This window comes from Sinomicrobium oceani, assembly GCF_900119185.1.
In the GTDB taxonomy this organism is placed as follows: domain Bacteria; phylum Bacteroidota; class Bacteroidia; order Flavobacteriales; family Flavobacteriaceae; genus Sinomicrobium; species Sinomicrobium oceani.
This window is the reverse complement of record NZ_FPJE01000011.1, coordinates 15,539-32,386: the sequence shown is the minus strand read 5'-3', so window position 1 is coordinate 32,386 and position 16,848 is coordinate 15,539. Positions and strand designations below refer to the sequence as shown.

Annotated in this window: 12 protein-coding genes; 7 read left to right on the top strand and 5 right to left on the bottom strand. The window is 46.1% G+C overall.

Annotated elements, in window-relative coordinates; all coding sequences use genetic code 11:
- Window positions 1-3 precede the first annotated feature (3 nt).
- Window positions 4-2,553 carry a hybrid sensor histidine kinase/response regulator gene (locus BT112_RS10875; RefSeq protein WP_072317410.1) on the top strand — a complete coding sequence of 850 codons (2,550 nt, stop codon included), beginning with the start codon at window positions 4-6 and terminating at the stop codon, window positions 2,551-2,553.
- A 90-nt stretch (window positions 2,554-2,643) separates the two neighbouring features.
- Here BT112_RS10875 and BT112_RS10870 read toward each other — a convergent pair whose 3' ends face one another.
- A complete protein-coding gene (locus BT112_RS10870; protein ID WP_072317409.1) occupies window positions 2,644-4,212 on the bottom strand; it encodes a calcineurin-like phosphoesterase C-terminal domain-containing protein in 1,569 nt (522 codons plus the stop codon).
- 358 nt (window positions 4,213-4,570) lie between these two features.
- Here BT112_RS10870 and BT112_RS10865 point away from each other — a divergent pair, with 358 nt between their 5' ends.
- On the top strand, window positions 4,571-5,965 hold the full coding sequence (locus BT112_RS10865; protein WP_139276132.1) for a hypothetical protein: 1,395 nt from the start codon (window positions 4,571-4,573) through the stop codon (window positions 5,963-5,965).
- On the opposite strand, the gene BT112_RS10860 is transcribed toward BT112_RS10865, so the two are convergent.
- Window positions 5,966-6,871 (bottom strand): AEC family transporter, encoded by a 906-nt coding sequence (locus tag BT112_RS10860; RefSeq protein WP_072317407.1) that lies wholly within the window; start codon window positions 6,869-6,871, stop codon window positions 5,966-5,968.
- A 186-nt stretch (window positions 6,872-7,057) separates the two neighbouring features.
- On the opposite strand from BT112_RS10860, the gene BT112_RS10855 reads away from it, so the two are divergent.
- Window positions 7,058-8,833, top strand: a complete 1,776-nt coding sequence (locus tag BT112_RS10855; protein WP_072317406.1) for a MutS-related protein — start codon at window positions 7,058-7,060, stop codon at window positions 8,831-8,833.
- A 19-nt stretch (window positions 8,834-8,852) separates the two neighbouring features.
- On the opposite strand, the gene BT112_RS10850 is transcribed toward BT112_RS10855, so the two are convergent.
- The 3 genes from BT112_RS10850 to BT112_RS10835 form a co-directional block, all read right to left on the bottom strand.
- The gene (locus tag BT112_RS10850) at window positions 8,853-9,548 is read right to left on the bottom strand and encodes a DUF4412 domain-containing protein (RefSeq protein ID WP_072317405.1); all 696 of its coding nucleotides are present in this window, start codon (window positions 9,546-9,548) and stop codon (window positions 8,853-8,855) included.
- Between the two features lie 212 nt (window positions 9,549-9,760).
- Entirely contained in the window at window positions 9,761-11,779 is a 2,019-nt protein-coding gene (locus tag BT112_RS10845) for a S9 family peptidase (RefSeq protein WP_072317404.1), read from the bottom strand.
- Between the two features lie 333 nt (window positions 11,780-12,112).
- Window positions 12,113-13,240 carry a glycoside hydrolase family 130 protein gene (locus BT112_RS10835; protein WP_139276129.1) on the bottom strand — a complete coding sequence of 376 codons (1,128 nt, stop codon included), beginning with the start codon at window positions 13,238-13,240 and terminating at the stop codon, window positions 12,113-12,115.
- Window positions 13,241-13,717: 477 nt separating this feature from the next.
- Here BT112_RS10835 and BT112_RS10830 point away from each other — a divergent pair, with 477 nt between their 5' ends.
- The 4 genes from BT112_RS10830 (at window position 13,718) to BT112_RS10815 (ending at window position 16,775) form a co-directional block, all read left to right on the top strand.
- Complete coding sequence (locus BT112_RS10830) at window positions 13,718-14,629, top strand: DnaJ C-terminal domain-containing protein (RefSeq protein WP_072317402.1); 912 nt, start codon at window positions 13,718-13,720, stop codon at window positions 14,627-14,629.
- On the top strand, window positions 14,626-14,907 hold the full coding sequence (locus BT112_RS10825; protein WP_072317401.1) for a chaperone modulator CbpM: 282 nt from the start codon (window positions 14,626-14,628) through the stop codon (window positions 14,905-14,907). The genes BT112_RS10830 and BT112_RS10825 overlap by 4 nt, the downstream gene beginning before the upstream one ends.
- A gap of 212 nt (window positions 14,908-15,119) precedes the next feature.
- Complete coding sequence (locus tag BT112_RS10820; protein ID WP_072317400.1) at window positions 15,120-16,088, top strand: DUF3592 domain-containing protein; 969 nt, start codon at window positions 15,120-15,122, stop codon at window positions 16,086-16,088.
- Between the two features lie 3 nt (window positions 16,089-16,091).
- Complete coding sequence (locus BT112_RS10815; protein WP_072317399.1) at window positions 16,092-16,775, top strand: hypothetical protein; 684 nt, start codon at window positions 16,092-16,094, stop codon at window positions 16,773-16,775.
- Window positions 16,776-16,848 lie beyond the last annotated feature (73 nt).

The window sequence follows — 16,848 nt, the reverse complement described above, 5'->3', positions numbered from 1 at the left end:
CCGATGCTGCATGTAAAAGGTAAAACCTTACTGATGTTTGCACTTAGCGCCGTAGCTATTGCGAGCATAGGGTTTTATTTTTATATAAGTTTACAGTCGCTGAGCAATCGGGTGGAAAAAAGTATCAACCCGCAGAAGAGGTCCAATCACCTGAAAAAAATAGCTTTGGACCTCAACAAGCTCAACAATCTGTACCTGATAGATTCTATCAAATTCTCGTCGCGGAAGGTAGATTCGATCATAGCTTCTATAGAAGTAAACCTGGATTCGATAGAACAGGAGCTGAAAAACTCCGATATTCTATCGGAATACAGTCAGCTCGATACGATTCCGAGATTGTTGCGGGAGATCCAGTCCGAATACCTGGTTTTGGAAGATATCAAGCAGAAAAGCCAGGAACGTTTTGTCAATGACCTGGAAAATGTGCTGAAAGAAGAGTTGTCGCGACTCAATCTCAGTGCGCGGGATTCGGTAACCATCATTAAACAGATAACCTCCGAGATCTATGAAAACCCTGTAGTTTCAAATGGCGGGCGGATCATAGACCAGGAAAAAATAGATAAGGACGATAAGGGAAACTTTTTCCGGAGGTTGTTCGGAAGGACGGGCAAAGACGAATCTGCTGCTGAAAAGACAACCTATCCCAAAGAGCTACAGCGCCGTAAACGAAATCGCGATACGATCGTCTCTACTTCGGTAGACACCTTACTCACCCCGGGGCAACCGGAAGAAGCCCCGGAGATGAAAATCATCTCGATTTTCGAGAAGATACAGCAACGGCGAAGCGATATTCTGGAGAATATCGAGAACAGAGAAAAACAGATCTTTCAGAAGAATGCGGAGATCAATAATTATATAGAGGGTATTCTCAACGAGATCCTTTTTGAGGAGCTCAGCGAATTTAACCGGTATATCGATGATTTTTCGAGCGATTCCAGGAAGTATATATACGAAACAGGGATTATCATCCTGATTTTTCTGATACTGGGATTGGTTGCCACCTTTGTTATCTTCAGGGATGTAAACAAGTCGATCTTTTATCATAAAAAACTGGAGCAAAGTGAGCGCAGGGCATTACGGGAGGCCGAAGAAAAGCAACGTTTTCTGTCTACGATGAGTCATGAACTGCGAACACCACTGACCTCCATTATCGGTTATGCCGATATGCTCGATCAGAAGGACGAGAATGTACAGGCCCTGCAGTCGGCATCCAATTATCTTTACCAGATGACCAATGAGATCCTGGATATGGCCAAGATCAAAGCAGGGATCATCGAGATTAAGGAGGAAAATTTCGACCTGCTGGTGGTCATGGAAAAGATCAGAAGCAATTTTGAACCGCTGATCATCAACCGGGGCATACAACCCATATTTATATTGCCTTCGGAGCCGGTATATATTATTTCCGATGAGTACCGTATTCAACAGATTATTTACAACCTGGCTCACAACGCTTTGAAATATACAGAAGAAGGATTTATCAGGGTGGAACTGGAAACCCGGGAACACGAAAAAGATAAGGAGAAACTGGATGTAAGGATTAGTATTGAGGATTCCGGAATAGGGATCAGTGAAGAAGAACAAAAAACGATATTCAAGGACTACCAGCAGGCCGGAACCCATAAAAACAAAATTAAAGGTACGGGACTGGGGCTTGGAATCGTAAAAAGAGTAGTAAAAGAGATGGGAGGAAAACTGAAATTGGAAAGCAAAGAGCAGGAAGGAAGTAAGTTTACCGTGGGGTTCACCTTTGCAAAAGGAGAAAGAAAAGAGGAGGAACACGAAGGAGAATTCCGGATGCCTGCCAACGGTCTTCAGGGTGTACGTATCCTGGCCGTAGATGACGATCCGCTGATTACCCGGCTATATGAGAAACTCGTAGTGCCTTACGGAGCAGATTTTAAGGCCATAAACGATCCGAAAGCAGCGCTGGTGCATTTGCGAACCGAATCGTACGATCTGGTTATCTTTGACATGAAAATGCCGGGCCTTTCCGGTTATGCGCTCAAAAAGGAACTCGAAAAAGAAGGTATTGTACTGCGAAATACGATCATAGCTACGGCCAATGTGATGCTCACCCCGGAAGATGCTTCGAGGATGGAGAGTTTTGACAGGATACTTTTTAAGCCGTTGCGGAAGACCAATGTATTAAAAACCATATCCGATCTGCTCGGACTCGAAAACGTTTCCGAAAAAGGGGATGAGGAAGGGAAGGGCATTTACGATCTTACCGATCTCAAAGCTTATACCGGAGATGATGAAGAGGCATTGCAGGAGATTGTGGAATTGATGATCGGGGAAAATAAAAAGGAACTGGTGGTCTTTAAACAGGCTTTGGATGATCGGGACTATGATGCCCTGGCCAATGTGGTACACAAGATGGCGTCCAGGTTTGCCCAGGTGAGGATAAGCCCGCCTATGCCGGTCAAAGCACTGGAACTTCAGCTCCGAGATGAAAATAAGCAGGCTTACGGACAAGCCAGAGCATTGTATGTGTTCTGGAAAGCTGCAAACCAAAAAATGGAACGGGAGTTTCTTGAAAACGGCTCATAAAGGCAGACAGAAACCCGGAAACAGGGAGGTGTTTTTCCTGTTTTCCGGGTAGGTAACTGTAATATACGACTACATGGAGTAATTCAAGTCTTAGTCTACCGGATCGGCCAGCGTATAATGGCTTGTCGCCGAATGGACTTTGCCGTAGCGGTCAGTGGCCCTGACCGTTATGGTGTGTTTACCCGCTTCAAGATCTGTGGGAATGGTACCGCGCCACAGGTGTGTGCTGATCACAGGGTTGGAAGAACGTCTTCCCGGGAAAAGGGAAGGCGTGGTGTCCCATTCCAAAACATCCCTGACATAGGAAGGATCCGGTTCTTCTACCTGTTTCATGGATTTCCATGAACCGTTATCTATACGGTATTCAACCACATCATCCGCACTTCCCATAAAAAAGTTGACATAAATACCGGCCGGGGTACGGCGTCCCCTGGCAACGACTTCCGGCGAAAAGATATTCATCTGGTAAGTGGCCGGCGCTCCCGCAACTTTGTAATCTACAGCGTAGCGGTTTCCGTCAAAACGGATAAAAGCATAACCTTTCGGGGTGCCATCGCGCATGGTAGATACCGGAATACCTTGGTCGTTGAGCTTCCCCGAATACCAGTCGCCCGACGTAGTCCCTACATTATAGCTGTGATGGGGTCGGGGTCCTTTCCATCCTTCCGCCCGGGTAAAGACATCCTGTTTCTGCAAATGGGTATGAGCTGATAACGACAGGGTATTGGGATAGTTGCTGAGCAGATCGAAAAGCCGTTGACGGTCTTTGTCCCGGAAAGCATCACCGTCCGGTTCGCTGAGCGGAATGTGAAAGGCCAGTACAATAAGATGATCTTCAGGAACGTATTTCAGGTCATTTTCTACAAAATCCAGTTGATCTTTACGGAACCCGCCCCAATACCCTTTACCATCTCTCGGATCGGGGTAGAGAATATCGTCGAGGATGATAAAGTGAACTTTTCCGTAATTGAAAGCATAGTTATTAGGTCCGAAGCGGGATTCGTAAGTTTCGTCGGAATAGCGGTCTTCACCGGCATCGTAATTCATATCGTGATTTCCCATAACGTTATACCACGGAATTCCTATTTTCCGAATGGCATCGGTGTAAGGCCCGAACAGGTCCAGATCGTCTCCGACCAGATCTCCGAGGCTTATTCCGAACGGAATATCGCTGATACCTTCCACTTCGGCGACTATTCCCCGGTAAAAATAATGTATCTCTTCTTTGGTGTATGCCTGCGGATCGCCGAATACCAGGGCAGTGAACGTATCCGGTTCTTCGGAGCGATATAAGGAGAAGTTTGTGTTTTTACGAAGTTTTCCCGTGGGCGATACCCCTTTGTATTTGAGTTTCGGGGAACCACCGGGTTTATGGATATAATAGAACTGAGGCAGATTATCGGCATTAACCGGTAAGGCATAGCCCGATGGTTTTATGACGGCAATAATCTGGTCGTCGTTTTCGGGCAGTTCGTAATACCCCCGGGCATCGGTCTGCACGACATCGACACCGTTGGTCACCGAAACACCGGCTACTCCGGCTTCGGAACGTTCTTTTTTGCCGTTACGGTTATTATCCTCAAAAACATATCCCTTCACCTGGCCCGAAAGTGTAAAGCACAGGCCCAACCCGCCGAGGGTTAAAAGTAATTTTATCATAGCTATCGTATTTACTCCTGTTGTAGGTCCGGCGCATAGTATAGCGGCCGGCTATTAAGGTTTTTACAAAAGAAAAGAAACAAGTTGTCCTGTGTATTAACTTAAAGTAAAATGTATGTGATCTTCCGTAATATGGCCGATCTGATTGTTCAGGGCAATACATGCCGTCTTCCGATTCTGCTGCGGGCGAGGTGTAGAATAAATTCTACGTACTGTTAGAACTTGTTCTATACTTGTTGGTCCGGAATTACAGGGATAGCTGCGTATTTTTCATGCCTCCTGATAAAATACAGCTTCAGATATGCTGTAGCGGGGAAAAAGATACACAAACCTTCATTTTTAAATTTCCTAATTGACCATGAAACACATTTTTATCCCGGTTTTTTGTCTGCTTGCCCTCTGCTTGCAGGCCCAACAGAAAACAACGGAATTTACTATCGGCGCAGGTAATAGCATCAGTGACTACGACGTTACGGAAACAGGGAATCTATTTATCCTCGAAAATGGTAAGGGGGCCGATAAAACCCGGCTTACGGTACTGGATGCCGATTTCCGGAATTTGTATAGCTTTCGCAGCAAGGAAAGGATTGGTGGGGATGATCTACTAACCGGGTCACAAACCTGGGAGAATTTCCTGTTTCAATACGGCGGAATGATGAGAGACAAAAATATATATCGTATATACCGGGATACGCTTTGCCTGTTTTCCGGTAAGAATGATGATGGTACTGAAAATACAAGCCGTTTTCGTATCCGTTCGCACCGAAATGCCAATAAATTATGGTTTTCGAACGACAGCTATTTTGTGTACCTTCTTGAAGAAAACAAAAAGATGTCCGTATATATAGAGAGCCTGTCCGGAACAGAGAACTACAGTGTCCCGTTGAATTATAAGGGCGTACAGCCGGCTTTGCTTCATGTGTCTGAGGAGGATTTTGTTTTAGCTTTTCCTGAATTTTCCGGAGATACGTCAAGGGCATATCGTTGTATGACTTTCGATTATCGGGGCCAGATGAGGCATGATGTAAAACTGGTTATGGAAGTGGAACATCCGGACCGGGAAAAATTTGCTGTGCTCCGTCTCAATCCGCATTCTTTTTCGGCCTATCCTCCGGCTGGTGGTAACGGGCATGACGGACGATTTTCTGATCACAGGATACCGACCGAACACGCCAAAGGAGCGGTGGTTTATGATGCAGTGGAACAGGCTTATTATTGCTATGCGGGTGTACGTCCCGAAAGTGGTGATTCCGGTTTTCTGATCGGTAAGTACGATGATTCCGGTAAGCAGTTATGGCAACAGTACAAGCCGATTGAGGGGATTGATTTCGGTTATGCCAACAGTGCCAACAGGCATCTGACCATAGATATTACTCCGTATTTTATAGGTATTTCGGCTTTTTCCACCCGGGGAAAGTCGTACTGTAACTTTTATATCACGGATAAAAGGGATGGCAGTATCATAAACTCCAGGAATTTCAAAAATTACCGTTTACAGGTAAACCGGAACAGGTATGCCGGTTTCTACGCCCGGTTCGGTTCTTCGGATGCCGGGTACGATCATATCGTATTTGACCGTTTTGTGGTGTATGCTTCGTTGTATAGCCCGGATTTTTCTTCGTTTCGGTCCGGGGTCCGAAAAAACACCCTGCTTCAATGTTATCCTGTCCCCGATGGTGTTAACCTGATCAATATAAGACCCGGAGCTGATACCTTTACCCTTCACAAATTTGTTTTCCGGGACATACAGTGATCAGGCTATAGCCGGCAGTACAAGCGACCACAGAAAAGTGGTAAGGAAAGAAACCAGGATCCCGATTCCGAGAATTTTGTTGGCCAGGGGAGGGTTCAGGTTGTGGTCTATAGCAATGATGGCTCCCGTAACCATTGGTGCCATGGAAGCCTCGAAAACGCTGACCTGCGCCGTAAGCCCGCGAAATGAAAAAAGCAGGCATATCCCGAACAGTAATAAAGGGGCGATCAGAAGTTTATAGGAGAGTGCAAAAGCCATCAGTCCCCGGTCGGTTTTCCAGTCTTTCAGCGGGAGTTGCATACCTACCGAAAACAGCGCCAGAGGTACAAGGGTTACGGCCAGGGCATCGAGTACCGGCAGTGCCGGGTCCAGCGATACAAAATGCGGCAGTACCAGGGCCAGTATAAAAGCGATGAAAGGCGGAAAGGAAAATACTTTCCGAAGGGTAGCCACCGGATGAAACGCTCCGCCGTTGGAAGCCTTTACCGCAGTAAAAATGGCAGCGGTAGCGATCAGGATAAAGGTAGACTGATCATAGAAAACCGCGATCGGAAGTCCTTCATCCCCGAAATAAGCCTGGGTGAGCGGAAAGCCGATAAAAGAGGAATTTCCGAGCCCTGAAGTAAGTAACAATACGGCCCTGGTTTCTTTATGCATCGGATATATCGTGTTGAAAATATAAATGCAGCCATAGGAACCACCCCATACGACCATAGGCATAAAGAGCGGAAGCAATAATTCTTCCGACCATTCCATTTGCGGCAGATATTTGAGGGCTACCGCAGGGAGAGCAATATTGATAAGCCAGGCGTTCACCGATTTAAAACTGTCCTGTGGTAATGCCTTGTAATGCTTTACCAGGATACCGGAGAGTATACATACGGCAATAAGGATAAAATTGGTCATATACCGATTGGTTGTCGTTACTTTAAAAAGCCGTGTGCAAAGATAGGAGGTAAGACCCGAATAACCCGGGGATGAGCGTACCGGAAATTTATGATGTTTTTAAGAGGTGCGGTGGCAGGGTTTATAGGTGAAATCTACGAAGTTTGTGTATTTTAGCCATTGGTCGCTTCATTAAAAATTCCAGCCATGCCTACACCTTTATCGGTTTATCGTGAAAATATCCTTCAATATCAGGAAACTCTGCGCAAAATTAAAAAACAATTGCTGGTATCGAGCATATTCCGGCTGACGGTGTTCCTGGTTTTTGGAGTTCTGATCTACCTGGCCGCAGGAAATACGAAGTTATTGACGGCGTGTATACTGGCCGGGATAGCCTTATTCCTTTTTTTGGTCTCCCGTCACAGCAATCTGCAATGGAAAAAGCGGCAACTGGAAGAACTCATCGCTTTGAATGAAACCGAGATCCGAGTACTGGACCGTTGTTATGGCGATTTGCCGGACGGAGATGAGTTTGCCGATCCCGGACATGCCTTTAGTCAGGATACCGATCTCTTCGGGGACCGTTCGTTTTTTCAATACCTCAATCGTACGGCCCTTTTACCGGGAAGACAAAAACTCGCAGGGTTTCTCACTTCAAACGATACCTCGGCTATACCCCAAAAGCAGGAAGCGGTCCGCGAGCTGGGAGAAAAGCTCAGGTTCCGGCAGGAGTTTACTGCGGTGGCCCGGATGATCAGGACGGAGACGAACCCGGAAACGGTTATAAACTGGCTGCAAGCATATCAGCCTTTTGTTTCCGGTCTGATGCCCTGGATTCACCGTGCTTTTTGGATGGGATCGGTAGTGCTGACCGTTTTGTATTTTACCGATATGGTATCCGGTTATGCCCTGTTTCTTCTTTTTCTCACAGGGTTGGCCATGACGTCCGTCCGGTTGAAAAAAATTAATGCACTGGCTGTGCAGGTCAGTAAAGCTCAGGATACGTTCAGCCAGTATCATCGTTTGCTGGCGCATATCGAGGAAGAAACGTTTTCTTCGGCCATGCTAAGGGAAGCACAGGCCCGTGTGAAGCAGTCTTCGCTACAGGCCTCGGCGACCCTGAAACGTTTTTCGAAGATTATAGATGCCCTGGAGCAGCGGAATAATTTTATTTTCGGTGCACTCGGAAACGGATTTCTGTTATGGGATTTATACCAGTCTTACAGGCTCGAAAAATGGATGATGGCCTACCGGCACCATGTAGAAGACTGGTTTGACGTTATCCATTTTACAGATGCCTTCAACACGCTGGGGAATTTCCGGTTTAATCACCCGGATTATACATTTCCGGTGATCAATTCTGGTGCTTATATACTGAAAACGGTTCGGGGAGCACACCCGCTTATCGATCCTGCGGAGGTGGTAAAAAACGATTATGCCATCCACCGGGAGGAATTTTTTATCGTTACAGGGGCTAATATGGCAGGGAAAAGTACCTTTTTACGCACGGTTTCACTGCAGATCGTTATGGGTAATGCGGGATTACCGGTATGTGCAGAAGCTTGTGAATACAACCCCGTAAAACTCATCACAAGTATGCGCACCGTGGATTCCCTGGCTGACGAAGCTTCCTATTTCTATGCGGAGCTGAGACGGTTAAAATATATTGTGGACGCGATAGGGAAGGAGGAATATTTCATTATACTCGATGAAATATTAAAAGGAACCAACAGCACGGACAAGGCTATTGGTTCCAGGAAGTTTGTCGAAAAACTGGTGGCTTCTGATGCTACGGGTATCATTGCAACTCACGACCTGAGCCTGTGTGAAGTAGCAGATAAGATCCCCCAGGTGAAAAACTATTATTTCGATGCGGAAATCGTAAACGACGAATTGTATTTCGACTATACATTTAAAGAGGGTATCTGTCGGAACATGAACGCTTCTTTTCTGCTTCGGAAAATGAAGATTACGGACGACTGAACCTACAGCTATTCAGGAGTTACATACCACCACTCATCTGGCTGAGCTCCGAAAAACTCACTTCTTTGTATCCTTCGGGTATCGTATAATTAAAATCGGAAGCTTTAACGCCACCTTCCTTGATACTTTTGGCCTCGAAACTAACTTTGGCCTGAGGGGTTTGCATGGAATAGGCCAGAGGAAGCCCGTTTATACCTTTCATATTGATATTACCAAGACCTTCTATGGCTATGGGTTTTATGGCCTCGGTATAATAGATTTCGAGTTCCATGCCCTGCTTTGTCGTGGCTATCGCCTTTTTGCAGGAATAGCCCAGAATATCTTTGGTTTCATTGGTTGGTTCTACTTTTTCGATGTCAAAATCGTTATTGCTTTTTATGAGCTCATCATAATCGTCCGGGGTGACTTTGGCGGCCATTTTCTGCCCGAAAAAGGACATCAGGACCACTCCCGTTCTGTTTTGGGAATTGATCAGGCTCTTTACATCCATCTGCATTCCCATGGCATTCATGCTCATGGATGTCTTGGCTTCTTTTCCAGAAATGTGAAATGTCATGTCGGCGTCCATGCTGATTTCTCCTGCGGTGGGGTCCTGGGCGGTAGTTGTCATTTTATAAGTGACAATTCCGTTATCAAATGTTTTTTGCGCACCTACCGTTGTGATTCCAAGGGCAAAAGTGGCGATAAAGAAAAGTTTTTTCAGTGTTTTGTTCATGTTTTTACCTATTAAAGGTCGTAAATATACGACTTGGATGTACATCACCGAGCCCGGCACTAAAAATATCCCTATTTTTCTTACATTTATAATTGGTAAGGCCATGATACCACCCGGAGGGTAATCCCGCAAGTGTGAATAGCCTGTGGCTAATCACAATGTCATAAAAAGTCTTGCTGTATAGTGCTGTGCTATGGTTATTTGTATAAATGTTACCGTTTGTACTTTTCGAACCACGACAAGACAGCGGCTACTTTTCCGATCAGGTTGCTGGGCCTGGAGGTAATACCGTGTGAGGTTCCGGGGATACGAACCATGGCAGCATCTACTTTACGAAGTTTCAATGCGGTATAGAATTGTTCCGATTCCGGAATAGGGGTCCGGAAATCCGATTCGCCGGTGAGGAGCATCGTTGGCGTAGTTACATGGCCTGCATAACTCAGCGGGGAACGTTTCAGATAAGGCTCCGGGTTGTCCCAGGGAAATTCGCCGAACCAGTATTTTGCAAAATAAGCCGGGTTATCGGCATAGAGGACAAAGCTATACCAGTTGATGACCGGTTTGGCCACTACAGCAGCAGCAAAACGGTCGGTATGTCCTACGATCCATGCGGTCAGGACCCCACCGCCACTTCCGCCGGTGACAAAGAGGTTATCCGTATCTATATATCCTTTTTTAATAACTTCGTCCACACCGCTCATCAGGTCGTCATAATCGTGGTTGGGGTAATCGTGATGAATAAGATTGCCGAATGTCTCTCCATAACTGGTACTGCCCCTGGGATTGGTATATAGCACCACATAGCCCTGTGCGGCATACATCTGGATCTCTGCGGAGAACACCGAGCCGTAACTGGTAAAGGGGCCACCGTGGATCTCGAGGATCAAAGGGTATTTTTTGGCAGGATCAAAGTCGGGGGGCGTAACGATCCACCCCTGGATGTCCTGGCCGTCAAAAGAGGATTTGTACCATATTTCCTCGACGTTTCCCAGTTTCTTATAATCGAAAATATCTTTGTTGACTTCTGTCAATCTCATAGACTTCCTGCCTTTAAAAACCGCAAGATCTGCGGGGTGTGCCGTACCTCCGAGGGTATAGGCTACGGTTCCGTTTTCCGATACCGAATAATCGGCGGCATTATAAGGCCGGCCCAGTGTAAGTCCTCCGGCACCCTCGAGAAGGGTCTTAACCTCTCCCCGGAGATCGATAGTTCCTATTTTGGTATCGCCTTTATCGTCGTACTGGAAGTATAGCAATTTGCTGTCTTTGGCCCACCGGATATTACGGATATCCCGATCAAAGTCTCCGGAGACCAGGGTCTGGGAGGAACCGTCGCTATTCATGGTGTATAGCCGGGTTACCTGGTAGCCCATATACCTTTCGTCATTTCCGAGATAGGCAATGGTTTTACCGTCTGGAGACACCACAGGGTTCCGGTCCGGGCCCTTTCGTGTGGTCAGGGTATCTATAGTCCCGTTACTGACCGATATACGGTATATTTCGCTATTATTAGGTTCGTATTCCCGGTCCCCGTGTAGGTTAGCGGCAAAAAGCAGGTGGCGGCCGTCATGGTCCCATACCGGTGTTCCGTAGCTGAGATCACCGGAAGTAAGTTGTCGCGGTGTTCCGCCTGTTGCGGGCAAGGTAAAAATATGATTGAAGCCTTCCTTGAGATATCCTGCTCCGTCTGCACGATATTTCAGGTCGTCTATGTATTTGGGCGGATCGTTCCATTGGGCCCCTTGTGGCTTTTCGGGAAGCGTAATGGTTGTCTTTTTCTTTCGGGAAGGAATAAACATGGTGAATGCCAGGTAACTGTCGTCAGGAGAGAAACTTACACTTCCGGGAGATGGTACTCCGTTGGTCAGTTTTATTTCCTGCTGATTATCGGGCCAGTGCAGATATAGCTGCATTTTTCCGTCTTTATCCGATTTGTAGGCCAGCATTTTACTGTTGTGAGACCATACGGGCTGCACATCGTGATGATTGCCTGTGGTCAGCGGGCGGTTATTACTTCCGTCGGCATTGATAATCCATAAGTTAGACAGGTTTTTATCAGTCATTATATCCGAAAAATGGCGGGCGTATACAATATGCCTGCCATCGGGCGAAATTACCGGATCCGAGATGTATTCCAGATCAAAAATGTCAATGGGTTCCAGCTTGTCCGAAATCTGGGCAAAAATGGCCTGCGAACACAAAAGCAGGGATACGAAATATTTTTTATTCATAGCATAGTGAATTAAAGGTGTATATGTTGTCTATTGCATACAGGATTCTACCAAGATCTAAACGCATACATATAATGCGTTTCATGGAGATGCTGTTCTATGTGTGTAGTGGTCTCCTTCGGAGTCCACCTGGTGTGCTTTATAACATCTCGCTTCAGTTTTTAAAAAAGTTATGGCTCGACTGGATGGGGTTATTGGGTTGTTGCCTGAATAATTTAAGGACCGGGATAACAGGTGACCAGGACGACGATTTGATCACTTGTCTGTAAACTTCAGGGCTATAACGGGTTACTCTTTTAAGAATCATATAGGATTAGGTAAAAGGATTCGTAATTAATCGGAGTTTCTGTTTTTAGGATTATAAATGGCGACGCCTACCTGGCTATCGGCACATCCGTAGTACAGAAACCATTTGTTTTTAAAGTAGGTAAGCCCCTGGATGAACACCGTGCCATCCGGATACTGACCATTTTTCTCAAAGGGTTCGGTAGGTACGAAGAAGGGTTTGTCCAACCGGCCGATAACCTTCGAAGGATTGTCGAGGTCAAATAGTACCTGTCCTGCGGCATAGGTATTGGCCGTGTAGTTTGGGTCTCTGCCTTCGCCACCTTTATTTTTACCGTTGTATAGAACGAGAATTCCCTTATCGGTCATAATCGCGGGCGGACCGCATTCTGTCATATCGCTATCAAAATAACCTCTACGCGGTGTGACAATGAGATCCAGGTCGCCTTTTTCATTCAGGGTGGGAGTCCAGTGAATCAGATCTTCCGATGTGGCGATATTCATATAGCGCTCTCCCCAGTACATCATGTATTTTCCATTGACTTTGGTGATGACCTGCCTGCCATGTTTTAACTTTGTTACGACAGATCCCGATTTGCAAAACAGGTCTTTAAATTTGCCCTGATGTGCCGTTCGGAAGGCCGGGCCGTGTTTGGTCCAGTTCTTTAAGTCACGGGATGTAGCTACAGCCAGCCGTGCTACTTTGCGGTTCCATTGCGTATAGAGCATCACATATAAACCGTCGGCTGTAACAGCGATACGCGGATCCTCGCAGCCACCGGGCCATTCGTTTTCTTTCTGTTCATCTTCATCCGGATAAAAGACCGGTTTCCCATAGCGCTTCATACGGATACCGTCTTTACTTTCGGCAATCCCGATACGGGAGGTACGCTTGCCGATACCCATACCGGATTTGTCTTCGCCGCGATAAAGGACAAATATGCGATTGTCCTTGACGACGGCCGCGGGATTGAAAACGTCACCCGCTTCCCAGGCAATTTCCTGTGTGCTCATCGGATCAAAAAAGGTATGGTCCGGATCGGGAGAGATAATAGGGTTAGCACCTGCCGGCCTTACGAAGGGACCTAATGCCCAGTTCGGAAGCTCCTCCTGGGCCTGCATACAAAAACCGGCGAAAACAAAGATCGAAAAAAGGTAGATAGACTTTGGTATCATACAAAAAAATATCATTTTACTAAGCGAAGGTAAGTTACAAACAATTTCGCTAATTACGCAGCAATACGGCCGTTCACCAAAAAAACAAGGGGCTGTCCGGACATGAAGGTCTCCGGGATTGCGCGAGGGGCATAGTACCCTTGTTAAGGTACAGATCGTGCCGGCTACCGACAAAACATGATACGAATCGTTTTCCTGCTTCTTTGGAGGGGAGTTCCTTTTGGTAAGCTTTTTTATGACTTCTCTGATGTTAATGAAATGACCGGTCTGTTTCCCGGAAAACCATTATAATATTATGAACTTTAAGGCAAATTCGTAACGATATGTTGTACGTTGTACAAGTGCTTAGCGAATGATACCTGTGTTTTGAAAAAAATCCGTTTCTCTGTAAAGATTAACGGATTTTTAATTTTTCCGAATCATCCAAAACTCTTAAATTGTCCGTATCTTTAAAGGATAAAATTGCTTTTTTAAGATATGGAATACATCGATTATTATAAAGAGCTGGGCCTGGATAAAAATGCCACGCCTGCAGATATTAAAAAAGCCTATCGCAAACTGGCGCGAAAATACCATCCCGATCTGAATCCGAATGATGAAGAGGCGCACCTCAAGTTTCAGAGGATCAATGAGGCCAATGAAGTATTGAGTGATCCGGAGAAACGCAAAAAATACGATCAGTACGGGAAGGACTGGGAACATGCAGAAGCTTTTGAAGAAGCCAGGCGAAAACAAGGCCAATCGCATAATTCGGGAGCTGCCGGTGGCGGATACCGGCAATACACCTATACCGGGGGAGATGCAGAGGATTTCTCGGATTTTTTCGAATCGATGTTCGGCGGAGCTTCCGGCAGGAGAAGCCGGAGAACAGGAGGTTTCCGCGGACAGGATTTCAATGCCGAACTTCATCTCGATCTTCGGGAAGTATATACCACACATAAGCGTACTCTCACGGTCAACGGTAAAAATATACGACTGACCATCCCGGCCGGAGTAGAAAACGGACAGACCATAAAGATAGCCGGACACGGTGGAGAAGGAGCGAACGGCGGACCCCAAGGCGATCTGTACATCACTTTTGTCATTACTAATAACACGGAATTCCGCAGGGAAGGCAATGATCTTTACACCGAGGCCGATCTCGATCTTTATACGGCCATACTCGGGGGGGAGATCACCGTGCCTACTTTTGACGGGAAAGTTAAACTGAAGGTAAAACCGGAAACCGAAAACGGTACTAAGGTCAAGCTCAAAGGGAAAGGATTTCCGGTGTACAAAAAAGAGGGGCATTTCGGAGACCTTTATTTAACGTATACGGTCCGTATCCCGAAAAACCTTACGGAAGAAGAGAAAAAATTGTTTGAAGAACTTCAAAAACACAGAAGATGAGCCAGGAAGAATTAATAGCTGTAACCACCTTTTGTACATCCCACAACATAGAAGTCACTTTTATCCGGGAACTGGCGGCGTACGATCTCGTAGAAATCATTAACCGTGATAAAGAAGAGTTTTTTTGCAGTAGTCACTTACCCGAAGTTGAAAAAATGATGCGGTTGTATTACGATCTGGAGATCAATATGGAAGGATTGAATGCCGTGCATCATTTGCTAAAACGCATCGACGAGCTGCAGCACGAGGTGACGCGTTTGCGGAACAGGCTTCCGTAACCATATGAAACTACGAGAAACCCGTTGTGCCTTTTACGATTACAGATACAGTCTGTATTCCGGTTTCAGAACATACTCAGGGATGAAGCCGGAATATCCGGTTTAGTGTTATGATGAGCCCTTTCGGGGTGAAATACCCTGAATCCGGTACTTTTTTTAAAATCCATTCGGGTATCTTTGCAGCTTAAATCCGTATAGCGGCTATTCGTTTCATGAGAAAATATTTTGCATATTCATGGGTACTTTTTATAATGTACTTCATATTTGTCCATCCTGCCATTATATATTACCATACCGTATCTTACAGTTTTCTGGCACAACGGGATGGTGGCACAGCATTATTTTATGTGGTGCTGAGCGTATTGCTCTGGGCAGTGATATGGTGTGCAGGGTTATACCTTATTTACAAGCATTCCTTTGTGGCCAGGCGGAATATGAGGTACCTGATGCAACACGGAAAGCGGATCGAAGCGGAAATCATTGAAGTCCATAAGCTGAAACCGGCTTATCGTTCTACGGAATATAAAGCACTGGTCCTTGAGGCTCGTAATTTACAGGGAGAACAAATATGGCATAAGATGCAGATCAATGACAGCATGCCGCAGAGGAGGCGTTTTGAGACTGGTAAGCGGGTGTACTTACGCGTAGATCCCCGATTCGAAAAGTATCCTTATATCGTTCAGGAGGGAGCTTACGGTAAGATCAATTACCTGCTTTTTTTGCTTTGGATAGTATTTGGTTTTGGGGTTTTTGCATACTATCTCTATGCTTACACTACAGAGAATAACGGCTATGGCTGGCGGTTCCTGACCCCGGGGCACCCGCTTATCAGTTGTGCAGGTATGATCTTTCTTTTCGCAGGGATAATATACCTCATACGGCGGTTTATATCCCGTAATTCGGGTAAGAACCGGGAAAGTCTCATGGTAAAATTCAACGGGGTTAAAACGATGGCCAGGGTAGTCAAAGTTTCCGGGACCGGGACCTATATAAATAATCAGCCACAGGTTGAATTTAATATAACGTTTACGGACCGTAGCGGGACTATCCGGAATCTGACGATTAAAAAAATTGTGCCATTGGTACAAATGAATACGGTAAATGTAGCGGAAAAGGAAATCTTTTACCTTCCGGGTAATCCCTCCGTTGCTTTTTTTGCCGAAGATATACACGATTTTTAAGAGATGAGAAAACCGTATATTTCCGGACTATTATACCTGTTTCTGCTGGGAAATATCTCCTGCGAGCAGGTAAAGCAATCCGTAAGAGATACACTCCGTGAAGAACCAGAGGTCGCGGAGACTCAAAGTACAGTTTCGGATAGCACAGGGGGAGCCCCTGCCGTGACGGAGGAAGAAGAAGACCTGCCGAATCGGGAAGAGGTAGAGCCACCCCGGATTCCTATGACCGGCAATATAGAAGTTTTGGAGAAGGCGGAGAAAGCATTGCGTAACCTGCCGGAATTCCGGGATAAACCGATTTATGTTTACCGTTCCGTATATTTTTATGATGACGGAAGGATACATCTGCAAATACAGAATGCGGGGCAGCCCCTTCATGTGGACACATACCGTTACAATGAAGGGGCCTGGGCGGAGCCCGAACCCGTCCGTCTGTCCGTCCGTGATGATATTAAAAGAGACCTTATCAATCTTGATGAAATACCCTTTGCGAATGCTTTTAACGTATACCAGGTACTCCGGGAAAAGTATACGGAAACCGGAAGTTCTTCGGAAGACTATACCTTTCGCCTGCGCATACGGAATCGAACCCTGCGGTGGTATGTGCCGGATATCGTAACAGAACGGGAATCGTATGCACTGATATTAAAGCCCGACGGCACGCTAAAATCTATGGTAAAGCTGTAAAAAACGGATCAGAGTTACCTGCTGTCGGTGTTCCGGATTATTTTCGGGTGAAATTCTTCGGATGGCCTGTCTG